A 24,701-nucleotide genomic window follows, 5' to 3' on the forward strand; every position below is an offset into this window, starting at 1 on the left:
CGCCACTCGGTCAACCCAGCAAGCTGGGTCTTCCTCGTTCGACTTGCATGTATTAGGCACGCCGCCAGCGTTTATCCTGAGCCAGGATCAAACTCTTCATTTGACTTGTGCTCACCTGATTACTTACCAATCAGGATTTCTTATAAACTCATTGACGTTGTTTGTGTTCTAATCTTTCTGTTCAGTTTTCAAAGATCTGTGCTTACTTCTTTCTCAGAAGCAGCTTGTTTATCTTACCTCTTCAGTTTATTTTGTCAACAACTTTTTTCCTCATTGCCAACCTGATCCATGATCATTTCCTGATGCCTGAACCCCTGCTGAAGAAGCTTCATGATCTTACCCTCTCTTATGCCTCCCTGTCAACTGGTTTTTTTAGAAATTGAATTGCGCTGTGGACGCAGCACGATTTCACTCGGGCAGATCTCCTGTCTTATGACGAGCAGATCATGCACAGCCTGCGCGATATCCTCGGGTTCCAGATGACAGTCCGGTGCTTCATTCGGTATAAAATCTGCATTTCGATACAATTCTGTTTTAGTCAGATCCGGCATCATACAGATGACCTTCATCCCGTGCTTTCTTTCTTCTTCAAACAGCGATCTCGAAAAAGCAACCAGGCCGGCTTTGGCAGCGCCATACGCAGCCGCATGGGGACTGGCAGACAGGGCAGTGACACTGGAAATGTTGATGATCGTGCCCCGATTTTCCCGCAGCATTCTTCCATAGTACCGGCATAAGCGCATCGGCACTTCCAGATCCAGCCGTACCATCTGCTGAATCTGACTGTCTTTCATAAACTCATGCAGCCCATAGTATGCACAGCCCGCATTATTCACCAGCAGTGACAGATCAATATCCAGATGGTCAAGACAGGATATGACTCTTTGATCATCCAGCAGATCCAGAATAACCGGATGAAATGAAGATGGGTATGGCTGCTGATCAAACGTGCGGCCAATTCCCCACACCTCCCAGCCATCTTTGCACAGCTGTATGGCAATGGCCCTGCCAATGCCATGGCTTGCGCCGGTTACAAGTGCCTGTTTCATGATTCCCTCCAGAAGAAAATCTTTTCTTTACCAATGCCATATTCTGCCAGAGCCTCAACAATACTGTCGGTCATGTCTGCTTCCATCTGTGCAGGCAGGTGATAAAAACCCTTTTCGCATACATACGGATACTGCAGCACGGCACTGTCAGGATACTGCCGGCGCATCCTTGCCATATACACCTTTGAAAGACGGAAACTGCCAATTGAGAAATCACGCACTTTCTGCAGATCGATTGTCCTGGCAGTCTCTTCCACAAGATCACGATATGCCTGTTTCTGATCAATGCACATCAGCACCGGATCAAAACAAATCCGCACCGGAAAGCCAAGATTCATTGCCTCTTTCAGCATCGTCAGACGGGCAGAAAGGGATGGTGTCCCTTTTTCCTCTTTTGCAATGATGCTGGATGGAGACAGCGTAAATGCCAGAATGGTTCTGCATGAAGCTGTCATCTTCTGCCATGTTTTATCAAAAGTTCCCTTGGTACGGATTTCAATCGTCAGGCGATCATGTGCTTTCGCAAATGCACTCCATGCCCGGCCATAGCCAAGTATGCTCTCCAGAGATAACAAATCCGCATCATAGGAAACACAGATATACAGCGGGTGTTTCCGCAGTTCTTTCTCTACCGCCTCAAAATAATCTTCCAGATTGACAAAGACAGCCAGATTTCCACCCGGATACACGCCTTTGAGGAAACAATAGCTGCAGTCATAGACACAGTTCATCACACAGGAAGAATACATGAAATATGGATTGCCAAAGGACTGGCAAACGGGTGAGCCAGGATAGAGAAAGCCATCTTTCTTCTTTGCCAGGATCAGCTTCTGGCTCTTGTGCTGCAAAGCATAGGACTGCCGGGGCCGATCAAACACATCACGGTAATCTTTGATTTCAATGACATGGGCAGCAGGAAAGCGGGACAGAATGGAATCTGCCTGTGCTTTGATCCCCTGTTCCACATAAATCTCAGTGAAATCCGGCTGTAACAATCTCTCTTTCAAGCTCATGCAGCACCTGCTTTCCCACTTCTTTGTCTTTAACTTCTGCCAACAGCGCTTTCTTTATAAAAGCATCTGTATCAATGCCTGATGCATGCCCATAGCGCAGCAGCTGGGCAATCTGTGCACGCATTGCCACTGTCGCATGAAGCTTTTCAGCTAATGCATCGATCATTTCCCCATGATCTGTTTCCGTATTCTCACACAGCAGATCCTGATATGCCAGCAGCTTATTGACAAGATCTTCCAGCACTGGTGCATACTGCAGAGATAAATCATGCAGTCTCTGCCGTGTCAGGATCCCGCTGCCATCATCCGATACAAAACGCACAAAGAACAGCTGATGCGGGCCCATCACTCTGCCAGCAGCACAGGCAGCCCCTGCACACTCCATCTCATAGATGCCATGCGTTTCATCCATCCTGGCATTCTGCTGTGCATACAGCTGATAACCTGAAAGAAAGCCGGTCAGCGGAAGATCTGTATCCAGCAGTAAATCCGGATAATACGTCCTCTGCGTCACGGTATCGGTAATGCATTCTGCCTGATACACGCCCGGTTTGATCCCGGCAGCACACCCATACCACAGCAGCACATCCTGACTGCCGGCATGTACCTTTTCAAGCAAAGCGGCAGCAGACGATGCCGCATTGAGCTGGCCGGTTCCGCAAACTGCACATTTCAGCTTCTCATTGGAAAAAAGCTGAAGACCGCGGACACCCGCCTCCTTCTTCAGCTGCTTCTTTTCAATCAAAGGACGAACTTCCTCATACAATGCGGATGCAACATACAGCATGCGCCACCTCCTGTCATCGGATGATCACAGGCATCCCGGCATCCAGGCCGATCATGCCAAGCCACTGTCTGAATTGCACGAGCAGTGAAACGGCCTCATTCCTGCCTTCTCTGCAAACCGAAAAGATCTGTGTTTCACCGGGTGCAATGACAACTCTTGCCAGCATCTGCTGTGAATGCCTTGTTGTCATGACAAGATGAAGTGGATATGTCCTGTTTTCCATTTCTGCTTCTGTCTCTTTCAAAGTCATGCCTGTTGGCAGATCATCCCCCTGCAGATATTCCCGGATCATACCGCCCTCATCCAGAGCGGCAATCTCAAAGTAATTCACTTCTTCCAGCGTCAGACCGCAGGCAGGGGCATTCCGCCTTGCCTTTGTGCGGGATTTTGCCGCCAGAATCTTCTCAATATCCTGCGGCATGATGCGGTGGCGCCCTGCCTCAATCAGCTGCGCACTCATCATCCGTACCATATAGCGCAGAAACCCCTTGCCACAATAGGTAATCACAATATGCCCGTTGTTCTCCTGCAGATCAATCGACTGGATCGTCCTTGTCTGATCAGGATATTCTGAAAGCGGCGAAGAATTCAAAGATGTAAAATCATGCGTACCGACAAGATACTGCGCAGCCTGTTTCATTGCTTCAAAATCCAGTTTGATCGGGCACTGGTATTCATAGTCTTTGGTAAACACATCATAAGAACCGATATTGATACGGTAGGCATACTTCTTCCATCTCACATTGTAGCGGGCATGAAAGCGGAACGTCACAAGCTTCACATCCAGAATATGAATATCGTCCGGCAGAAAGGCATTGATGGCACCCATCCACTTGCGCTCCTTCATCTCACGTTCCGTATCAAACATGAACACCTGCATGCGGGCATTGACACCCGCATCCGTCCTGCCTGAGGCAATAATATTTGTCTTTTTCCCGGTAATTCTTAACAGCGCAGCTTCAATCTGTTCCTGAATGGACGTACCAAGTGTCTGAGACTGCCAGCCATCGTACTTTCCGCCCATATACTCCACAACGCAGCGATAACGGTTCATATCACGTATGCCAGCAGAATCATCAAAACAAGCACACCGCAGGCACCGGCAAGAAACAGCCAGTCTGAAGAATGCATTTTCAAAATCTTATAACGGGTACGGGGTTCACCCGGGGCATAACCCCTTGCTTCCATGGCATTGGCAAGATCCTCTGCTCTCTGGAACGCACTGACAAACAGCGGTACGATCAAAGACAGGATGGCAACAATCTTCTCTTTCATCGTACCTTCCTTCATATCCACGCCGCGGCTTTCCTGTGCCTTCATAATGCGAAGAGTCTCATCAATCAGATCCGGAATAAAGCGCAGGGCAATTGAAATTAACATGGCAATCTCATGTGCCGGCACATGAATCACCGTAAACGGCTGCAGAAGATCCTCAATGCCTAAAGTCATATCCAGCGGCTTTGTCGTTGCGGTCAGGCAAGTTGTAATCATGATCATCAATAACAGTCGAACAGCGATATAGGCAGTCTGGGAAAGAGCACCGGTATACAGCCCCCATTTGCCAATGCCAAACAGGCGGATGCCATCCTTAATGACAAACGAGTTGACAATCAGCAGGAAAACCATCATGAACAGCATCGGCTTCATGCTCTTCCAGACATAGGAAAAACTCAGCTTTCCAATCAGGATGACACATGTCGCAATGGCAAAGATGATGGCATAGCCAAGCCATCCTGCCGGAAAGAAAATCGCCACCAGCATGATTAACATGGCCATGATCTTAGCCCGTGGATCCAGCTTGTGAACAGGTGAATCCAGAGGAATATAACGTCCCAGTGTAATGTTATTCATGTTTCTTCACCTGTCTGGCAATGCAGTCTGCCAGTGCTTCGATATCCACAATATCATCATCTATCTGGAAGCCCTTTGCCTTCAGGCCGTCCTTCATCTGCACGATGGCCGGCGGCACAATGCCAAGGCTCTCACAGATCGAGCCATCCCGGAAGAATTCCTTCACAGAAGTATGCAGGCGGCATTTGCCGTCTGCCATCACCACAACCTCATCACAATAGCGGAATACCTGCTCCATGTCATGAGACACAACAAGCACCGTCGTGCCAATCTTGTTAAGTCTGGCAAACAGCGACATCATTTCCACGGTTCCCTGGGGATCCAGACCTGCCGTCGGCTCATCCAGCACCAGAATCTTTGGATCCATTGCCAGAATGCCGGCAATGGCAACCCGCCGCTTCTGTCCGCCGGACAATTCCAGCGGACTGCGCTGATACAATGCCTTGTCAAAGCCAACCAGCTGCAGTGCCTTCTCTGCCTTTGCAATCGCTTCTTCCTCACTCGCCCCGAAATTCTTCGGACCAAAGGACACATCTTTCAGTACCGTTTCTTCAAACAACTGATACTCCGGGAACTGGAACACAAGCCCGACATCCCCGCGCAGAGACTTCAGTCCTTTGGGACGGGAGCCAGCCTCAATCTTACGATCCAGAACATACACCGTGCCCTTTGTCGGCAGCAGTAATGCATTGAGATGCTGGACAAGTGTGCTCTTGCCAGAACCCGTCTGACCGATGATGGCCGTCATCTTTCCTTCGGTAAAAGAAAGCTCCAGATCATGAAGCGCCGTATATGCCATCGGCGTTCCTTCACCATAGATATGTGTTACATGTTCGAACTGTATCGGCATAGATCCTCCAGCAGGCTGTCAATTGTCAGATCACGGGGCAGCACAACCCCACGCTTGCGCAAAGCTTCCTGCAGTTTCAAAGAAAACGGAATATCCAGCTGAATCTCCTTCAGCTTCTTCTCCTGGCGGAAAATCTCAGCAGGTGTCCCCTGCATCACGCACCTGCCGCCGGCCATGACAATGACCTGATCACTGGAGGCAACCTCATCAATGTCATGGGTAATCGAAAGAATCGTCAGACCCCGGTCTTCATGAAGCTGCTTCGTCACCCGGCGGATTTCCTGACGTCCCTGGGGATCCAGCATGCTGGTTGCCTCATCAAAGATCAGAATCTTTGGCTTCATCGCCAGCACACCGGCAATGGCAACCCTCTGTTTCTGGCCGCCGGAAAGATGGGTCGGCTCATGATCCAGATACTTCGTCATGCCTACCTTTGCCGCATACGTATCAATGATCCCCTCCATCTCATCATGCGGTACACAGTGATTCTCCAGGCCAAAGGCAATATCATCCCGCACCGTGGAGCCAATGAACTGATTGTCCGGATTCTGGAATACCACACCCACCCGGCTGCGGATGGCATTGAGATTCTCCAGATTCAGCTCTAGGCCGTCAATCGTGATCTCGCCTGAAGATTTGTCCAACAGGCCGGCAATCAGCTTGGCAACTGTAGACTTACCCGATCCATTATGGCCGATAATGGCCGTATAGCTGCCCTCTTCCACGCTAAAAGAGACGTCACGGATCGTGGGGACGCCTTCTTCATAGGAAAAGTTCAGATTTTTCACCTGCAATATTGACATAGCAGGCTCATTATACACGATTGTGAAGATATCAGCAGGCAAAAGCCCGCCAAAACAGCAGGATCAATTCAGGCTGTCTGCCGCTGTCAGTGCACAAAGAGAAACAAGAACCACGATATGTGCTTTCTTCATACCGTTTTTCTCTGGCATCATGCCAGCAGGCAAAAACGTTTACAGACAACGCTGTTCCAGCAAATGCACAAAAAAGAAGCTCCGCAGAGCTTCCTGATTCACTGTACTAAATCGCAGTCCTGATAGGTGCCGCCAAGGGCAACTGCCTGATTGGCTACATTGAGAATATCCGAAATGATCGCACCATCCTCAACAAAGAAACGCTTGGAGGCCTGCACACTGCCATCTTCCTGATGCGTGCATGTATAGCCGGCATCATTGAGAATTCCCTCAAAGTGCAGCAGTGAATGCAGATCCGCAAATTTCACATGATGTACGGCACAAACAAGCGTATCTTCCGGAAACTGTGCATTATATGCATCGTTGCGGTCCAGAATCTCCTTGATAAAAGCAGGCTTGAGATACGGATACAGCTCGGCAACTTCCTTTACCTCATCACTGAAATCCTCTTCCTGTTCATCATCAGAACCGGCATCTGTCTCTGCCTCTGTATCAGGCTCTTCTTCATCCGCCGCAGGTGCTTCCTCATCCCCATCACTGATGGGAATCTCATGAGGCCCTTCCTCCTCATTCACCTGTGGCGCTGCTGCTTTTTTTTCCTCAGATTCCTCTTCTTCCTCAGGCTCTTCTTTCACATCTTCCTCATGATGATCCGCTGAATCAAACTTGTGAATTTCCACATCGTCATCATCATCCTCATCATCACTGTCATCCATCTTTACGCCATCAAGATGGGCAGAGCTCTTATTTTCTTCACTGCCATCCTTGATCTCCACAAAATGGATCTCATCGTCATCGTCAGCAGCGGCATTCTCACCATCATTTTCCTGCTGATCTTCTTCATCCTCTTCCGAGCGGCGGTCACGAAGCTCTTTCACCACCAGCACCGCTGCAGCAGCCGCTGCCACAACAAGCGCACCAAGTACTGTTTTCTGGAACATAACCCTGTCATTTCCTTTCGCTGCCTTTATTTTAGCACATCAGGCATGTTTGCAAACATACTCCATGATTTCCACCGCATTGGCAGCAGCACCCTTGCGGATCTGATCCCCGCAGCACCACAGAGCAATGCCATTGTCATTCACCAGATCACGCCGCAGACGGCCAACATACACCTTATCCTGATTGCTTGTCATCAAAGGTGTCGGCACCTCATCATCATACACATCCCCGCCAAACGCAGAAATAGCCTTCTTTACTTCATCCAGATCCAGACGATCCTCAAAAACAGCACACGCTGAAATCGCATGGCTGCGGAACACCGGCACCCGCACACATGTACAGGTCACTTTCAGATCCGGCAGATGCATGATCTTTCTGCCCTCATTGAGCATCTTCATCTCTTCGGTTGTATAGCCGTTGTCCGTCATGGATCCGATATCTGCAATGCAGTTATACGCAATCTGGGCCGGGAACACATGCGGGGTAATTTCCCTGCCCTTGCGGACATCCTCTACTTCTGTAGACAGCTCCGCAATGCCCTTCATGCCGGCTCCGCTGACCGCCTGATAGGTCGAAGCCGTCAAAGACACAAGCTTTGACAGACGTGCAATCGGTGCAATTGCCATATAGGTAATGATTGTCGAACAGTTCGGATTGGCAATTGTGCCATGATGATGCAGGGCATCCTCACCATTGATCTCCGGGACAACAAGCGGCACATCCTTCTCCAGACGGAATGCACTGGAATTATCGATATAGACAGCCCCAGCCTTTTCAATCAGCGGACGGAACTGCTTTGAAAGATCATTGGAAACAGCTCCCAGCACAAAGTCCAGCCCATCAAAACAGCCCGGTTTCACCACATCCACCATCAGCTGATCATTTCCATAAGGAATCAATGTTCCATGGGAACGCTCTGATGCAAACAGCCGGATCTCTTCACAGTCAATCTTTCGTTCTGCCAGGCAGTCCAGCATCTGTCTGCCAACAGCACCCGTAGCTCCAACAATTCCAACTTTCATTTGTTTTTCTCCTCGGAAATAAATTTATCATAAATCGCATGAATGGCTTTCTCAAAGTCACTGTCATTGACACCAACCACAATTGTCAGCTCATCACAGCTCTGGGAAATCGTACGGATATTGATGGCATGATTGCCAAACTCGGATAACAAAGCCCCCGACATACCCGGCCGGTTGCGCATTTCACGGCCAACCACGGCAATCTGAGAAAGATGTTCCTCAATCCGCAGATCATCCGGCTGCAGCGTATTCTTGATCTCTGAGACAATCTCATACAGATTCTGATCCACCGCATGGCTCTGCACAATGACAGAGAACGTATCCACCGTCACCGGCACAGATTCCACCGACACATTGTACTTTTCAAACGCATCCAGCAGCTTCCGCAGAAAGCCGACTTCCGTAGAACTGTGGGCCTTGATGACATTGATCGACGTAAAACCCTTGCGGCCGGTGATGCCGGTAATCACATGCGGCGGTTCCAGGGCGTCCATCTCACTGCAGTCCTCCATGATCATCGTGCCAGGATTATCAGGATCATTTGTATTGCGGATATTGATCGGAATATTCTTCTGCCTCACCGGGAACACCGCATCATCATGCAGGACATTGGCACCCATGTAGCTCATTTCCCGCAGCTCATTATATGTAATGCGCGGAATCCGCAGCGGATGCTCAATGATACGCGGATCAGCTACCAGAAAGCCAGACACATCCGTCCAGTTCTCATACACATCCGCATCCACCAGATTGGCAATCACCGCACCAGTAATGTCCGATCCACCCCGGGTCATCACCTTGATGGCACCATTCGGCATCGCCCCATAGAACCCCGGAATCACAATCCTGTCTGCACCAGCCGCAGCCTTCTCCAGCTTCTCACCTGTCACAGCCATATCAATCGAGCCATCATAGCGGAAACTCATCACATCCGCCGCATCCACAAAGGCTGCCCCCAGATACTCTGCCAGAAGGCGCCCGGTCAGATACTCACCGCGTGAGACAAGATAATCCGTCGACACATTGGCATCAATCAGCTTCCGGATCATGGCAAACTCATGATCCAGATCCGTTATCAGGCCAAGATCTTTCCTGATCTTTTCATACTTGTCCTGCACTGCCTGAAACAAAGAATCATACGACACATGATAGCGGACATGCGCCTCAATCAGATACAGAAGATCCGTCACCTTATGATCATCACTGGACTCCTTGCCGCACGCACTTGTCACAATGAACTTCCGGCCCGGATCAGCCCCGACAATGTTCTTTACCTTGGCAAACTGCACCGCATTGGCAACAGACGATCCGCCAAACTTGGCAACCTTGATCATAACATCACCCCCGCAAACAGTTTCTCATCCGCTGCCTTCTGCACTCTTGCACAAAGATCCATCAGAGATATTTCCCGGGTGATCAAAGCATCTCCGGCATCTTCCTGCTTCACATCATCAAACACAGCCGGATTCACAGTACGCACATAATAGCGGCCTGTCACACTGCTTTGATCCATCACAGCTGCCGGCATCACAGCTGCTCTGGCACCACTGCCTTCATACAGATCCAGAAGATCCTGCACCACGGCATGGGCAGTCGGCAGACTGCCGGCACCCGGGGCCGCAAAGGCCGATGTACCCAATGTTTCAGAATGCGATACAAGCACATTGTCATTGGCACTGATCGACGCATACAGACTGTCTGCTTTGACAAAAGCAGGCATCACCCACGCCGATACAGTATGATTGTGATTCTCACCCGTTCCAAGCAGCCGGATTGTTACGCCATGTGACTTTGCCCAGGCAAAATCACAGGCCTGAATACGACGGATGCCGAAAGTCTCTACAGCAGAAACCGGCATATATACGCCAAATGCCTGCATGCAGGAAAGCACGACTTTATTGGCCGCATCCACACCATCAATATCATCACTTGGATCACGCTCAGCATAGCCAAGCTTCTGTGCCTCTTTCAGCACATCCTGAAAGTCTGCGCCGCCCTTTTCCATGCGCGAAAGAATGTAATTTGTTGTCCCGTTGAAGATTCCCTGAAAGGAAGATACCGGTTCAATGCGCGCAATCCGTTTCAGATTCGCCATCCATGGAATCCCGCCGCCGCAGGCTGCTTCGTCCAGAAGACAGACATGATGTTCACTGGCCAGTGCATACAGCCGGGCTGCCTTTTCCGCAAGCATCTTCTTATTAGAAGTCACAACTGACTTTCCGCCTGCCAATGCCTTTTCCACAAAAGAACCAGCCGGCTCAATACCGCCCATGCATTCCACAACCACATCAATATCCGGATCATCCAGCACATCATCCGCGCATTCCGTAAAGCGCGCATCCATGCCTTCACCAATCTCTTTCACCAGGATTCTGGTCAGCTGCAGATCACTGCCTGCCTCCGTCTTTCCCTCATCCAGAATCTTCTTTACACCGCTGCCAACAACACCGCAGCCAAGCATGCCAACTTTCATCATGAACCCCTTGTCTTTATTTCAGATACACTTGTTTTTATAGCGAGGACAGTGTATCATTGCACCGAAGTCAATGCAAGGAGAATATCACGATGAAATATGTCAGCACCCGAAACAAGAACGTCTCTGTCAGTGCCCATCAGGCCATTCTCAAAGGCCTGGCAGCGGACGGCGGCCTGTATACACCCGCACAACTGCAGATTCATTTCACGCCAGAACAGTTTCTGCACAAGACTTATCAGGAAACAGCCGCAATGATTCTGTCTGCCTTTCTGGATGACTATTCCAAAGAGGAAATCGTGGAAGCTGTTCACAAAGCATATGATGACAAATTCGATGACAAAGACATCGCACCGGTGCGTTCTCTTACGGATACAAACCTGCTGGAGCTGTATCATGGCCCTACCAGTGCCTTCAAAGATCTGGCTTTGACCATTCTGCCAACACTTCTGACAGATGCCATTCGCAAAGAAAACTGTCAGGATACCATCTGTATCCTGACAGCCACCAGCGGCGATACCGGTAAGGCAGCCCTGGCAGGCTTCAAGGACGTCCCGGGCACTGCCATCACTGTCTTCTACCCCGAGATCGGTGTTTCTGCCATCCAGAAACGTCAGATGCAGACATCCCAGGGAAATAATGTCAATGTCATTGCCGTCAAAGGCAACTTTGATGACTGCCAGCGCATGGTCAAGCAGGCAGCCTCAGATCCGGAAATCATTGCGGCAGGCAGAGGCGTTTCCCTGTCCAGCGCCAATTCCATCAACCTGGGCAGACTGCTGCCGCAGATCGTCTACTACTGCACTGCCTATGCAAAGCTTGTCGAAAACAGCAAGATCAAATGCGGTGATGAAATCAATGTAGCGGTTCCTACCGGAAACTTCGGCGATATCCTGGCAGGCTGGCTGGCCAAAGCCATCGGCCTGCCGATCCACAAACTCATCTGTGCCTCCAACACCAACAATGTCCTCTATGACTTCCTGACAACCGGCACCTATGACAGCAGAAGACCGTTCCATAACACCATGTCACCGGCCATGGACATTCTTGTCTCCAGCAATCTGGAGCGCCTTCTCTTCCTGAAATCAAAAAAGGATGATGCCCTGGTAAAAGACCTGATGAAGCAGCTGCAGACAAATGGAAAATATACAGTGCCTGCGGAACTTCTTGCCAGCATTCAGAATGATATGACCGGTGAATGGACAAATGAAGAAGACTGTGCCAGGACAATTCATGACACATGGCAGAACGAACATGTCCTGATTGATCCCCATACTGCCGTAGCACTGCATGGCCTGAAACAATATCAGCAGGACACAAAAGACAGCAGGCCTTCCCTGGTGCTTTCCACTGCCTCTGCCTACAAGTTCTCGCACGATGTATACAAAGCGCTCACAAACAAAGAAGAGGCAGATGATTTCAAGGCAATGAAAGATCTTTGCGCACTGACCGGATGTCCGATCCCGGCAAACCTTGCCAATCTTGAAAATCTCCCTGTCCGCTTCCACGCTGTCATAGATCAGGAAGACGGTATGAACACCATCAGGAATATCATGGAGGAACTCTCCCATGCCCATCATTAAAGTGCCCGCAACCTCCGCCAATCTCGGTCCGGGCTTTGACTGCCTTGGCATTGCCCTGGACCTCTATGACACGTTTACCGTCACAAAAGCAGAAAGCAAAGACATCCTGCACAATGTCGAAGAAAAATACTGCACACCGGACAATCTGTTTCTGCAGGCATACCACAAAGGTGCCGAAAAACTTGGATACAGTGACTATATCGAAGCAGAATTTGCCTGTGATATTCCGATTTCAAGAGGCCTTGGCTCCTCTGCCGCCATGATCATCTCCGGATTGCTCGCAGCCAATGCTCTGCACGAAAAAAAGTTAACAAAAGATGAAATCTTCCAGCTTGCCTGTGACATGGAAGGCCATCCCGACAATGCCGCACCGGCTCTGGCTGGTGGATTCTGTGCAGCCATGCATGGAACAGCATGGACCATGACAAAACTACCCCTGGATCCCTCTTTCGTCTTTACTGCCTTAGTACCTGATTTTGCCGTAGAAACAAAAAAGGCAAGAGCCATCCTGCCGGACAGCTATCCCAGAAAGGAAGCTGCTGCCAATATCGGTCATGCCATCTTTCTTGCCAAAGCACTGGAAACAGGCAATATGGACCTGCTCAAACAGGCATCAAAGGATTACCTGCATGAACCATACCGCAGCCAGCTGATCACAGATTTCGACAAGATCAAAGATATCACCGAAACAGATACCGATGGGCATCTGTTTATCTCCGGTTCCGGTTCCACCTGTCTGCTTGTTTCCGCAAGGCCGCTTTCCAAACAGGCACAAGACGAAATCAGTGCCCGCACAAACCCTGCCTGGAAAATCTATTCCCTGCACTGTGACAGAGACGGAGGCAGAATCCTATGAGCTCTGATTTTCTGATCGTCCACAAAAAGATCCTGCCGGACTATCTGGAAAAAGTCATCGAAGCCCGAAACATGCTGGAAGCCAAAGAAGCTGCCACCGTTACCGAAGCTGTCCAGAAAGCCGGCATCAGCCGCAACACATACTATAAGTACAAGGACTATGTCTTCCCCTATGATGACCGCAGACAGACAAGACGGGCCGTCATCTCCCTGATCGTCAAAGATGAAAGCGGAGCCCTCTCCGCCATCCTGACATTCCTATCCGCCCACTCCATCTCCATCCTGACCATCTCCCAGGCTGTACCCATTGCCCAGAAAGCCAACGTCCTGCTCTCCCTGGATATCTCCCACACATCCATGCCCATGGAAACACTGATCCAGAGCATCAGACAATTGCCATCTGTCAAAAGCGCCCATCTGGACGCCATGGAATAAGAAAAAGTGAGCTGATATCCGGCTCACTTTTCTTCTGAAGACTCACTGCCTTCCGGCTTTTCATCCTTCTTTTCTTCTTCACCCTGCGCAAACTCACCAAGCTTTAATTCCCTGCGCACCTTCTCCGGGATAAAATCCTCCGGTTCCCTGTAAACAGTTCTGACTTTCTTTGCCATGCCGCACCCCCCTGCTCTTTCTACTATTATCTTACCCCAAAGGAGTATCTCCGAAACAGGATTCACACATACAGCATTTTTCAGCCAGGAATAATGTGACGCTCTGCATTACAGCTTCCAGAAATCACATAGTTCCCAAACCTCATCATAGCGAATCATCACACGCTTTGAAGTCTTACAACTTCCAGAAATCACATAGTTCCCAAACGTAGTATCATATGCTGAAAGCACCGTATAGGTCTTACAACTTCCAGAAATCACATAGTTCCCAAACGCGGTGCAGTGGGTGAAGTTGACCGATGCAGTCTTACAACTTCCAGAAATCACATAGTTCCCAAACATGACGTCAAAGATTTGTGCGAAAGATTTGGTCTTACAACTTCCAGAAATCACATAGTTCCCAAACATGGACCCACAGCTGAAGCCAATCAATTTCGTCTTACAACTTCCAGAAATCACATAGTTCCCAAACGTCTCCAACTGCCTTTAGATAGTCCTCAGAGTCTTACAACTTCCAGAAATCACATAGTTCCCAAACGCATGCCATGGTCTGGATGGTCTTGTGGTTGTCTTACAACTTCCAGAAATCACATGTAATAGTTAAATGAAAATGTCACCTTTCTGATTTTTTGAAAATGTCACCCTTTTACGGGATGGATATCAGTATTTGAGTAGAATGCCTCATTGGAGGTGTTCTATGAAGAACGATAAAGACAAGTCCGGAGCGTTGAAACTTCTGATTCAGAAGCAGAGCGATCCACATATCACTTACCAAGAGATAACTGAGAAAACTGGTTACAGTAAGAGACAGCTTATACGGCTTGCGGGGGAGCTGAATGAAAAGGATATGCAATCTATCCTTGTTCATGGTAATACCGGCAAGAAGCCAGTAACGACTGCCTCCGACCAAGAAGTCAGTTACTTAGAAGAATTCAAGAAAGCATATCCAAGCATTACCATAGCACAATTCAGAGATATCTACCGAGAGGATGTAATCTGGGGAAGAGATCCTGAGAGGAAAGGAGATGCAGCGAAATATGGACTGAAGGATAGAAGTAAATCTTGGTTCAGAGATCTTTTCGTACGAGAAGGTTGGAAGTCACCAAGTGCCAAGCCGATTCGAACAGATGGTTCGCATGTATCGCATCCAATTCGTAGGCCGAGAGACCGCCGCGGAGAGCTGATCCAGATTGACGGCACTCCATATGATTGGTTTAACGATGGCAGAGCTTACGCACTGCATCTGGCAGTAGATGATGCAGGAACCGAAGTGCTCGCAGGATGGTTCATGCCTACAGAGTGTACCAGAGGATATGCACGCATGATGCGTCTAATCCTTGAAAAGTACGGTGTTCCGATGGCAACATATTCTGACAAGGATTCTGTCTTCAGAAGTGTTAAATCCGGAAAGCCGTCACAGTTCGCGGACATGCTTGCCCGTCTTGATATCAAGATGATCTTTGCCAATTCACCACAGGCTAAAGGACGTGTAGAGCGGTACAACGGCACTGCTCAGGGACGCCTTCCGAATGATATCATTCGATTCCATATTCCACATAACTACAACACGCTGAACCGCTGGTTTAATGAGAAGTACATTCGTTATCTCAACGCAAAGTTCTCATTCCCGGTTCTGGATCCAGTCGATGCATTTCGTCCGCTTCCGACAGATTTTGATTATTCTGCCGTGTTCTATGCGGAATATCCAAGGACCATGAGAAACAATATGTTTTCGATGGGAAACTCATTATATGAAGCCTTTGACGCTGATGGAGTAATGTTCGAAATCTATCAGAAGACACCTATTACTGTGAAGATTGATGCCTTTACTGAAGAAATGTACATCAATCGATATGGCAAACACTACAAATGCGTAAAGGTGGGCGAGCGTAGAAGAGATCCGATCTATGAAGCGGACAGTCAGAAGGACGTACAGCGCATCCTCAGTGTTCTGGAAGATCATAGAAAGTAGTATTCGTGACAAAACAGTAACAATTAACAAACGGTGACAAAATCAAAAAATCTTAACACTTCCAGAAATCACATAGTTCCCAAACGCCAGATGTGTTCTTTCCGGATTCTTTGCTGTCTTACAACTTCCAGAAATCACATAGTTCCCAAACTGCAGCCTCGAGCTTAGACCAGGCTCTTTTGTCTTACAACTTCCAGAAATCACATAGTTCCCAAACAAGGCATTGAAGGCATTGCTTACAAGTGTTGTCTTACAACTTCCAGAAATCACATAGTTCCCAAACTTTCATTTAGCGGTGGAAAAGATTCAACAGTGTCTTACAACTTCCAGAAATCACATAGTTCCCAAACTGGCTAACAGCATTAAAGAGTTCGGATTCAGTCTTACAACTTCCAGAAATCACATAGTTCCCAAACAGCGCATCTGTTATAACCAGAGAATCTTTTGGTCTTACAACTTCCAGAAATCACATAGTTCCCAAACCATCTGGTGCAGGATAACATGGGAATAACAGTCTTACAACTTCCAGAAATCACATAGTTCCCAAACAACATCTGAAGTCGTTAGCATTTCTGTTCCGTCTTACAACTTCCAGAAATCACATAGTTCCCAAACGTAACGTGAAACGAGTGAGAGCAGGCGACTGTCTTACAACTTCCAGAAATCACATAGTTCCCAAACTGGGAAAAGGACAATGACAAGGTGTTTGTCGTCTTACAACTTCCAGAAATCACATAGTTCCCAAACTGCAGGAATGGGGAAAATACAAAATCGGATGTCTTACAACTTCCAGAAATCACATAGTTCCCAAACGCGGTTCTTGGCCCGCCATTCCTTGTTATAGTCTTACAACTTCCAGAAATCACATAGTTCCCAAACTGCAAAGATGAGGATAAGAATGCAGTTTTCGTCTTACAACTTCCAGAAATCACATAGTTCCCAAACAGGAATTGTGGTGAACATGAAAAACACCACGTCTTACAACTTCCAGAAATCACATAGTTCCCAAACTCCTTCCTTATGCGTATGCGTATTTCCAGTGTCTTACAACTTCCAGAAATCACATAGTTCCCAAACCTCAAATTGGTGAAAAATAGTGATTTTACCGCATAGTAGTACGGATCTGGAAGCATAAGATCACCCTTATAGTACACACATATCTTTATCGATGATAGTCATGTTTTTCGGATCATCCATTTCATCATGTGTGTGACGTTCAATCATCAACAGCGGAATGTGCTGATAACATGCGGTTTTTATTGCAGCTTCATATTCATTACTGTTGATAATATCCTTCAATCCAACAGTGACAAATATTTTCTTTTTCAATATCTGCATGCTCAGATTGCAATATTGCAGAAATTCATCCATCAAGTCTTCACATTGCTCATCAAAATGAAAAGCAAGCAGTTTCGCCACATCCGGGATCTGCACGGCATCATTAAAAACCAGCGGAAAAGATGAATTATCACAGACAATGCATCCAAATTTGTTTAATGCTTTAAGTACATCATAAAATGCTTGTGTACCTGCGTACTCTTTTGCAATATCCTGAATTAATCTCGTGATGATTTTCCTGTCATTAGGATCTACAGAGAATAAATCTGTAATTATTGTCATTACGTGGGCAATATCCAATTCTTCATCATTATCTGACAAATAAAAATCACCAGTTCCACTCTGATTCTGTATCAGTAACTCATGAATCAAATTACGATACATAAATCCATCTTCAACGATTAATGTATACGGCTGATCAGACGATAGCTGAATCTCTTCAAAATAGTAGGGATGGGTAAATATCATAATACGATCATCCTCTCTGCCGAGCTTACAATATCACTTTTCTTATCTCCCACCATGATTTCTATTCCGGCAAACTGTTTTTCAGTAATTGTTAAAACCTGAACGATTCCCTCTTTAGGACTATGTTTTCTGATATGTTCAATCAATGCATTTGCACCAAGCTGATTTGGACAAATCTTGCAATACACAGATTCCTGCATCATAAAGAAACCATCTTGAACAAGAAATTTTCTAAACTGCGTGTAAGCACGCTTTTGTGCCGGTTCTATAACTGGAAGATCAAAGAACACAATCACTCTCATATACCGATAATTCATAATCAGGAAATTTTATTGCAGAAACATCCCCATCTGTAATTGAATCTAGAATGCTCTTAGCATAAATAGTAATTGCATTCAGTACAAACTGTTCACGGCCATCCTGCTGGATCTTGTGATTCAGCATTCCAACAATCTGTTGTTTTTCAGCCTGAGAGAACTCTTTGTGAGGCATTTTTGCCACCAAACAGTCCACAAATGGCCGAAACGGTTCCATAAGATCACAAGCCAGATTCAGATTATTATAAAGATTATCATGGTGAATACCGACCTGGGTGATATATCCATTATTGACGACTTCACGCGACACAACAGATAAGAGAATGCCATAGCCATAATTCAGTTCTGCATTAATGATATTATCCTTATCAGCCCTGCTGAATCCCATGCCAAACATTGCATTGAAATACACTTTAGCTGCATGGCCTTCTCTGTTTGTTACATCACCGGGCTCAACCTGAGAAATATAGCCTGCCAATTTCTTACCAGCATCCTGCTTGTCAAAATGGCGAAGTACTGCACTTTGTCCGGCAATTTTTCTCTGTACAATAGATTGCCACACAAGATTTCTATTCTCCTGCAGCCAGCCAGTCTGTATTTTTACCTTGCGGCTTGTGTCATAACTGCCATACAAAGGCATATAGACGCCTTGTGGAATTCGCTTTTCATCGCAAAAAACAGTAATGATTTTTTCTTTTTCCAGCTCTGAAAGTAAATAAGCAGTCAATGAAACAGCAGTAGATTCAACAATCAAAACTGCTATCTCACTGAGATGAATTCTGGTAATGGCATTACCGCTTCTCACCACCAGATAATTCATCTTATAATCGAGTTTCGAAACACTGGAAACAATTACAGTTCGCCAGCCCATAGTGTTTTCATTTAAGAAGATTAACTTTCTTCTCTGTCAGGCCGGTAGGAGACTGATAAATTAAGAAAGCTGACATCACTTTATCAAGTGTATTATTGATCGTTATCACCCCCGAGTTTTTCGACAGGCCAATAAGAGAAAGATCTGATAGTTCACGATTACATTTAAAAACTTTTAATATTTGCAACGCTATTTTCAAATAAATAGTTGATGTACCCGAACAAGTACATCAAGTTAATATCTATAACTTATCATGACTTCAGTTGAGGTGATGATATGCTCGTTAATCAGAATTTCCTGAATTCTTTATCTCCTGTCGAAATTGAATTCATTCGTGTTGGTTTAGAAAAGCTATTCAGAGAGAAAGTAAACTGTACGACAACAAATTACGAGAATCTCTCTTTGCATGTTGAGAAATGTCCTCATTGTGGTTCAACTCACTTTGTTAAGAATGGCTTTAACCCACATAATCGTCAGAAATACAGATGTAAAAAATGCAAATCTGTTTTTATGGCAACAACAGGTACGATGTTTACTCATTCCAGAACAAGCTTTGATATCTGGACTACTTTTATCTCTGGCGAGCTTAACGGAATGACTCTGACTCAGCAGAGTGTAGCTACAGGCTTATCAGTTACTACCTGCTTCAACATGCGTCACAAGTTATATCAGGCTGCAGCAAAGATTCAGAATAATGTGGTCTTAAGTGGAAATGTTGAATTGGATCCTACTTATACCAAAATCAACCTGAAAGGGACCAGGAAGGATAAAATGCCAAGATTCAGCAAACAGCGTGGAAAGCATCGCCGTCATTCAACCAAGCGTGCTTTACCTGGCACCAGCCATCACAAGATCTGCCTGGTAACAGCTATTGATGAGCATGACAATATTCTCTTTAAAATTGGAGGATTAGGCAGAGAGAGTGCAGAAATTCTGAATCAATACAGCTCTCACTTCGCAGCGCATTCAACAATTATCAGTGATGACAGCCATAGCATTCAAACTTTCGTGGGCGATAATCACTTCAACAGTGACATTATTCCATCTAACGGTTATTTAACACCAAAGGGCAATACAGTATCTGAAGTAAACGAGCTTCACTCTGAGCTAAAAAACATGATCAGGCAGAAACATGGTATCAGCACAAGACATCTCCAGGGTTATTTGAATTGGATCGTCATGAAGAAATATTTAAAGTACAGGCTGGACATGCGCAAATGGAAATCAGAAGCATACATGGAAACAATGTTTGAACAGATTCCATTTACCTGTGCGGAGATCCCAAAGCTTAAAATGCCAATTAACCTCTATGAGGCATATAGCTCATGATATTTTGGTGTTTACAGCCTCATCAACTAAATCTTTGAAAATAGCGATTTGCAATAAAACTATGCATTGATTTTTCAAAGACGCTATTTTCAAATAAATAGTTGATGTACCCGAACAAGTACATCAAGTTAATATCTATAACTTATCATGACTTCAGTTGAGGTGATGATATGCTCGTTAATCAGAATTTCCTGAATTCTTTATCTCCTGTCGAAATTGAATTCATTCGTGTTGGTTTAGAAAAGCTATTCAGAGAGAAAGTAAACTGTACGACAACAAATTACGAGAATCTCTCTTTGCATGTTGAGAAATGTCCTCATTGTGGTTCAACTCACTTTGTTAAGAATGGCTTTAACCCACATAATCGTCAGAAATACAGATGTAAAAAATGCAAATCTGTTTTTATGGCAACAACAGGTACGATGTTTACTCATTCCAGAACAAGCTTTGATATCTGGACTACTTTTATCTCTGGCGAGCTTAACGGAATGACTCTGACTCAGCAGAGTGTAGCTACAGGCTTATCAGTTACTACCTGCTTCAACATGCGTCACAAGTTATATCAGGCTGCAGCAAAGATTCAGAATAATGTGGTCTTAAGTGGAAATGTTGAATTGGATCCTACTTATACCAAAATCAACCTGAAAGGGACCAGGAAGGATAAAATGCCAAGATTCAGCAAACAGCGTGGAAAGCATCGCCGTCATTCAACCAAGCGTGCTTTACCTGGCACCAGCCATCACAAGATCTGCCTGGTAACAGCTATTGATGAGCATGACAATATTCTCTTTAAAATTGGAGGATTAGGCAGAGAGAGTGCAGAAATTCTGAATCAATACAGCTCTCACTTCGCAGCGCATTCAACAATTATCAGTGATGACAGCCATAGCATTCAAACTTTCGTGGGCGATAATCACTTCAACAGTGACATTATTCCATCTAACGGTTATTTAACACCAAAGGGCAATACAGTATCTGAAGTAAACGAGCTTCACTCTGAGCTAAAAAACATGATCAGGCAGAAACATGGTATCAGCACAAGACATCTCCAGGGTTATTTGAATTGGATCGTCATGAAGAAATATTTAAAGTACAGGCTGGACATGCGCAAATGGAAATCAGAAGCATACATGGAAACAATGTTTGAACAGATTCCATTTACCTGTGCGGAGATCCCAAAGCTTAAAATGCCAATTAACCTCTATGAGGCATATAGCTCATGATATTTTGGTGTTTACAGCCTCATCAACTAAATCTTTGAAAATAGCGTTCAAAGAAAGATTAGAAAACGTTTTCTTTTCCATTCCAACTCTTTCACCAAGTGACTTTATTGCACCCACTTTGGAATAAATAGTTGTCTGCATCTTCGACACAAAAAGATCAAAGAGTTCAATATTTTTCTCCTTTGACAACTCATATCTTGCTAAAGAATCTTCGCTCTCTTGTTCATCGCGCTCAATATATTTCTTAGCGTTTTTCAAGTATTTGCTATTATCATCAGAAAGTGCGAATTGATACATATGTCTAGCAACATATCTGTTATTGGTCTTCCCAGTCACCGAGAAACGTACTCCATTAATTTCCAAAATATCATTCACCAAGATTCTCTTGCAAATTATTCTCGGATCTTTATAGCCCCTTTCTGAGAAATACAACTCAGGATTATTTTCATACTGTTCATGATCATAAAGGTACACAGGTTCAATTGATCTAATTCTCTTTGTTTTTTTCTGATATTCAACGACGCAATAATATGTAACTGAAAGGTTTTTATATCCTCCGTATTTCTGCGGATCCATTCCCTGTTTAACCGGGAATAATGAACCGTTGCCATGTGGACGTAACTTCAAGTCTGAAATAATACCTTTTGCAGGAAAACAAGCAAAAGTAACAATAGGATTATTCTTTGCACAATAATGCTTTACCAGCTTCAAAGAAGAGTTATCTTTCCCATTCCAAGCTCCAGGAACAGACCATTTGAAGATTTCTTCTGTTTTCAGTGTGTATTTTTCATTCTGTATGTTCCTGAAAAACTGCTCTGTAAACTTTGTATCATAGACGTTTCCAACAACAATGTTTAAATATGCATCTTTTGCATGATGCTGATCATTGATGTCTCTGAATTTCGGAATATTAAATTCATGTCTGAAATCAGTGACATTCTGAGCTTTTGAATAAACAATCTTGCTGTTTGGGCAGAAACTATGAAGAATATCCGCAAGAGCTTTTGTTGACTGTCTTGTTTCAACTAATTGCCTTGCTACAAAGGAGCTTAATTCATCAGCAGTAAGCGGGTAATTTCTGGTCAGCCGGTCGAATTTCTTATCAGAAATCAGCTCCTTCTCATGGAGCATTTTCCAAAATGGAGACATTCTTTTACGGATGGATTCATCAATAGGATACGACGCCTCCTTATCACGGTTCAGTTCTGTCTTGACAAGCACACGGTTAGAAATGCTGTCATCTTTAACTCTCGAGCGTGGGAAAATGTGATCAATATCATATCTTTCATTATTAGCAAGACAGCTTGCAAGATCTATTCTTTCTCCTGAATACATGCATCTGCCCAGCTGTGTATAGTAAAGATAAAGCTTATCACGGCGCAGAGAATCATTATCAAGGCTTTGCAGACCACTATACAAGCGTTTATATTCCGCTTCATCTCCGCCGAGCAAGTCAACAATCTGCTTTCGGCATGATCTATACAAAGCTATCAATCTTTCCTGGCGGGTATCTGTTCTCTTTTTCTCATTTTTGGCATCCTGATCACGTGCCATCTCGATAAAGATTTTCTTCGGAGCACATTTCCTGATATCGATGAGTTCATCTATGACTTTCATTGTCTGATGAATGCCACGCTTCACCCGTGGTGAAATATACATGGTATCCAGCACATCCTGCAAAGAGTCAGGAGCACCATACTTTTCCTGCTTATACTGCTGTGCCTTCTTATCAAAGCCATATCTTTCATCATGGTATATTTCCATGAAATTCTTATTTGTGCTTCTGAGAAGATCCATAATGCATACTTGCTCTCCATTTTCATCACATGAAGAAATACCAGTAAGAATCTTCTTCGACATGCGCCCCCAGTCTTTATAATTCAATTTCAGAATATGCTTGATATCCTTGTCAGTAAGCACCTTACCATAATTTGAAACAAGCCATTTTCTCAATAACTTCTTGTCATCACCGCAGACAACAATTCTTTCGATAATATCCTCTACCATGTTAGTGACACCAGGGATACTATTTTCACGTGAAAGAATCTGCGAAAAATCATGGTATGACCTGAGATTGCTCTTGATTCCAGTCTGTGTATCAAACCCAGATAGCTGATCACTCTTTTCAATGTAACCATGCTTCAACAAGCAGTCTTTCAACCTTTTGGCCGTAACTTTTTTGCTGCTATCTACAAAAAGATCCTGATAGATATCTGAAAGAGCCGCCGGCGATACTGGTTCACCATTCACCTTCAGTTTATTGATCTCATTGCGAACACAGTATTCATTATTCAACAAGGAATCTTTAGGAAGAACGGGATCGCCGGAGTAGTAGCATCTTCCAATTCTGTCCGCAATAAATCTTTCCTGCGTTTCCTGAAGATCAATCACATCTTCAAAATTCCATGGATATATTTTTTCGTTGGATTTTCTCACAATATTATTTCTTGGAGATTTTGTGCTCAGTGGACCAACATAGTAAGGAATTTTGAACGTGAAAATAGATTCAATCTTCTGTCTTACAGTAATGCCATTTGCATCCTCTTCATTCAAGAAGGGAAGATACTCCTGCGCATTATCAAGAATCTTCATTAATTCCTTTTTCTGAAGCTGATAAGGCACAAGTCCATTCTCAGACCCCTTCAAGCGAGGAAAAAATGACTTGGAAGAAATCTTGGCATATACTGCAGCAACGTCCGGATTGCTGTCATTCTTCATTCCAGCGCATATTTTATCCAGAAACTTGCACATTTCTTCCTGAGTACACTTCTCATCTGTTTTATAGCGGGTATAAGCCGCAAAGTTCTTGACTCCTTGTTTTACTCTGAAAACATCCCTGTATTTATCCGGGCAATTCTTTTTTATCCAGCCTTTCAAAATACGAAGATCTTTCTTGTTCTGATCATATTCCGCTATTTTTGCATCACTGAAATACTGGTATCCTGCCAGAATCTCATCAAGACGGGCAGTATTAAATACTTCGCTTGCGTGCAGGATTACATCCATTCTGTCTCCCAGCTCATCAGACAGCTTTCCGCCAATCTCCTCGTCTTCCAGATTATCTGACAGAGAAACAGAAGCTAGCTGTTACTGATACACTGAATTGTCCTGAAATTGCTAATCTTATTTGTCATGATCCTGCTAATGTTCGTGACATCAAATGCATATCCCATACGCAAATGACGGCTTCCCTGGTTAATAGGGACAGCCGT

Annotated in this window: 23 protein-coding genes, 1 rRNA gene and 2 CRISPR repeat arrays; of the genes, 6 read left to right on the forward strand and 18 right to left on the reverse strand. The window is 45.3% G+C overall.

Features of this window, described 5'->3' with window-relative positions:
- From DHU66_RS11865 to DHU66_RS11925, 12 genes are all read right to left on the reverse strand, one after another.
- Window positions 1-103: ribosomal RNA gene (locus tag DHU66_RS11865) — 16S ribosomal RNA — on the reverse strand; the annotation flags it as partial.
- 256 nt (window positions 104-359) lie between these two features.
- The gene (locus DHU66_RS11870) at window positions 360-1,049 is read right to left on the reverse strand and encodes an SDR family oxidoreductase (protein WP_108776168.1); all 690 of its coding nucleotides are present in this window, start codon (window positions 1,047-1,049) and stop codon (window positions 360-362) included.
- On the reverse strand, window positions 1,046-2,062 hold the full coding sequence (locus DHU66_RS11875; protein ID WP_108776169.1) for an SPL family radical SAM protein: 1,017 nt from the start codon (window positions 2,060-2,062) through the stop codon (window positions 1,046-1,048). The genes DHU66_RS11870 and DHU66_RS11875 overlap by 4 nt, the downstream gene beginning before the upstream one ends.
- Entirely contained in the window at window positions 2,022-2,849 is an 828-nt protein-coding gene (locus DHU66_RS11880; RefSeq protein ID WP_108776170.1) for a hypothetical protein, read from the reverse strand. Before DHU66_RS11880 ends, DHU66_RS11875 begins: the two co-directional genes overlap by 41 nt.
- A gap of 13 nt (window positions 2,850-2,862) precedes the next feature.
- A complete protein-coding gene (gene truA, locus DHU66_RS11885) occupies window positions 2,863-3,903 on the reverse strand; it encodes a tRNA pseudouridine(38-40) synthase TruA (protein WP_108776171.1) in 1,041 nt (346 codons plus the stop codon).
- Window positions 3,900-4,700, reverse strand: a complete 801-nt coding sequence (locus tag DHU66_RS11890) for an energy-coupling factor transporter transmembrane component T family protein (RefSeq protein ID WP_108776172.1) — start codon at window positions 4,698-4,700, stop codon at window positions 3,900-3,902. Before DHU66_RS11890 ends, truA begins: the two co-directional genes overlap by 4 nt.
- The gene (locus DHU66_RS11895) at window positions 4,693-5,550 is read right to left on the reverse strand and encodes an energy-coupling factor transporter ATPase (RefSeq protein WP_108776173.1); all 858 of its coding nucleotides are present in this window, start codon (window positions 5,548-5,550) and stop codon (window positions 4,693-4,695) included. The genes DHU66_RS11890 and DHU66_RS11895 overlap by 8 nt, the downstream gene beginning before the upstream one ends.
- Window positions 5,526-6,353 (reverse strand): energy-coupling factor transporter ATPase, encoded by an 828-nt coding sequence (locus DHU66_RS11900; RefSeq protein WP_108776174.1) that lies wholly within the window; start codon window positions 6,351-6,353, stop codon window positions 5,526-5,528. The genes DHU66_RS11895 and DHU66_RS11900 overlap by 25 nt, the downstream gene beginning before the upstream one ends.
- 230 nt (window positions 6,354-6,583) lie before the next feature.
- Window positions 6,584-7,426: a hypothetical protein gene (locus DHU66_RS11910; protein WP_108776176.1), complete on the reverse strand. Its 843-nt coding sequence runs from the start codon at window positions 7,424-7,426 to the stop codon at window positions 6,584-6,586.
- 39 nt (window positions 7,427-7,465) lie between these two features.
- Entirely contained in the window at window positions 7,466-8,449 is a 984-nt protein-coding gene (locus tag DHU66_RS11915; protein ID WP_108776177.1) for an aspartate-semialdehyde dehydrogenase, read from the reverse strand.
- Window positions 8,446-9,783 carry an aspartate kinase gene (locus tag DHU66_RS11920; RefSeq protein WP_108776178.1) on the reverse strand — a complete coding sequence of 446 codons (1,338 nt, stop codon included), beginning with the start codon at window positions 9,781-9,783 and terminating at the stop codon, window positions 8,446-8,448. The genes DHU66_RS11915 and DHU66_RS11920 overlap by 4 nt, the downstream gene beginning before the upstream one ends.
- Window positions 9,780-10,925, reverse strand: coding sequence for a homoserine dehydrogenase (locus DHU66_RS11925; protein WP_108776179.1), 1,146 nt, complete (start codon window positions 10,923-10,925; stop codon window positions 9,780-9,782). Before DHU66_RS11925 ends, DHU66_RS11920 begins: the two co-directional genes overlap by 4 nt.
- An 89-nt stretch (window positions 10,926-11,014) precedes the next feature.
- Between DHU66_RS11925 and thrC the strand changes: the two genes are divergently transcribed.
- Genes thrC through DHU66_RS11940 form a run of 3 tightly spaced genes read left to right on the forward strand, consistent with a single transcriptional unit; the run spans window position 11,015 to window position 13,795 of the window.
- The gene (gene thrC / locus DHU66_RS11930; RefSeq protein WP_108776180.1) at window positions 11,015-12,505 is read left to right on the forward strand and encodes a threonine synthase; all 1,491 of its coding nucleotides are present in this window, start codon (window positions 11,015-11,017) and stop codon (window positions 12,503-12,505) included.
- Entirely contained in the window at window positions 12,492-13,361 is an 870-nt protein-coding gene (gene thrB / locus DHU66_RS11935; protein WP_108776181.1) for a homoserine kinase, read from the forward strand. Before thrC ends, thrB begins: the two co-directional genes overlap by 14 nt.
- On the forward strand, window positions 13,358-13,795 hold the full coding sequence (locus tag DHU66_RS11940; RefSeq protein WP_108776182.1) for an ACT domain-containing protein: 438 nt from the start codon (window positions 13,358-13,360) through the stop codon (window positions 13,793-13,795). The genes thrB and DHU66_RS11940 overlap by 4 nt, the downstream gene beginning before the upstream one ends.
- A gap of 23 nt (window positions 13,796-13,818) precedes the next feature.
- Here the strand turns inward: DHU66_RS11940 and DHU66_RS12290 are convergent, their stop codons facing one another.
- Entirely contained in the window at window positions 13,819-13,971 is a 153-nt protein-coding gene (locus tag DHU66_RS12290) for a hypothetical protein (RefSeq protein ID WP_167836381.1), read from the reverse strand.
- Window positions 13,972-14,076: 105 nt separating this feature from the next.
- A CRISPR array of direct repeats spans window positions 14,077-14,509; the repeat unit is 36 nt; unit sequence GTCTTACAACTTCCAGAAATCACATAGTTCCCAAAC.
- A 159-nt stretch (window positions 14,510-14,668) separates the two neighbouring features.
- On the opposite strand from DHU66_RS12290, the gene DHU66_RS11945 reads away from it, so the two are divergent.
- The gene (locus DHU66_RS11945; RefSeq protein ID WP_167836252.1) at window positions 14,669-15,943 is read left to right on the forward strand and encodes a DDE-type integrase/transposase/recombinase; all 1,275 of its coding nucleotides are present in this window, start codon (window positions 14,669-14,671) and stop codon (window positions 15,941-15,943) included.
- Window positions 15,944-15,992: 49 nt separating this feature from the next.
- Window positions 15,993-17,020: direct repeats of the CRISPR family, unit length 36 nt; unit sequence GTCTTACAACTTCCAGAAATCACATAGTTCCCAAAC.
- 66 nt (window positions 17,021-17,086) lie between these two features.
- On the opposite strand, the gene csn2 is transcribed toward DHU66_RS11945, so the two are convergent.
- From csn2 to DHU66_RS12720, 4 genes are read right to left on the reverse strand one after another with little or no spacing between them, the layout of a single operon-like run.
- Window positions 17,087-17,749, reverse strand: a complete 663-nt coding sequence (gene csn2, locus DHU66_RS11950; RefSeq protein WP_108776183.1) for a type II-A CRISPR-associated protein Csn2 — start codon at window positions 17,747-17,749, stop codon at window positions 17,087-17,089.
- Window positions 17,746-18,039, reverse strand: coding sequence for a CRISPR-associated endonuclease Cas2 (gene cas2 / locus DHU66_RS11955; protein ID WP_245309563.1), 294 nt, complete (start codon window positions 18,037-18,039; stop codon window positions 17,746-17,748). The genes csn2 and cas2 overlap by 4 nt, the downstream gene beginning before the upstream one ends.
- Window positions 18,029-18,937 (reverse strand): type II CRISPR-associated endonuclease Cas1, encoded by a 909-nt coding sequence (cas1, locus tag DHU66_RS11960; RefSeq protein WP_108776185.1) that lies wholly within the window; start codon window positions 18,935-18,937, stop codon window positions 18,029-18,031. The genes cas2 and cas1 overlap by 11 nt, the downstream gene beginning before the upstream one ends.
- A 7-nt stretch (window positions 18,938-18,944) precedes the next feature.
- A complete protein-coding gene (locus DHU66_RS12720; RefSeq protein WP_167836382.1) occupies window positions 18,945-19,136 on the reverse strand; it encodes a Cas9 endonuclease PAM-interacting domain-containing protein in 192 nt (63 codons plus the stop codon).
- 77 nt (window positions 19,137-19,213) lie between these two features.
- Between DHU66_RS12720 and DHU66_RS11970 the strand changes: the two genes are divergently transcribed.
- A complete protein-coding gene (locus DHU66_RS11970; protein ID WP_108773885.1) occupies window positions 19,214-20,266 on the forward strand; it encodes an IS1595 family transposase in 1,053 nt (350 codons plus the stop codon).
- Window positions 20,267-20,436: 170 nt separating this feature from the next.
- The gene (locus DHU66_RS11975; RefSeq protein ID WP_108773885.1) at window positions 20,437-21,489 is read left to right on the forward strand and encodes an IS1595 family transposase; all 1,053 of its coding nucleotides are present in this window, start codon (window positions 20,437-20,439) and stop codon (window positions 21,487-21,489) included.
- On the opposite strand, the gene cas9 is transcribed toward DHU66_RS11975, so the two are convergent.
- Window positions 21,484-24,558, reverse strand: a complete 3,075-nt coding sequence (gene cas9, locus DHU66_RS11980; RefSeq protein ID WP_342587736.1) for a type II CRISPR RNA-guided endonuclease Cas9 — start codon at window positions 24,556-24,558, stop codon at window positions 21,484-21,486. The genes DHU66_RS11975 and cas9 overlap by 6 nt on opposite strands.
- Between the last annotated feature and the right edge of the window lie 143 nt (window positions 24,559-24,701).

Source organism: Lactimicrobium massiliense, from assembly GCF_900343155.1.
Taxonomy (GTDB): domain Bacteria; phylum Bacillota_I; class Bacilli_A; order Erysipelotrichales; family Erysipelotrichaceae; genus Bulleidia; species Bulleidia massiliensis.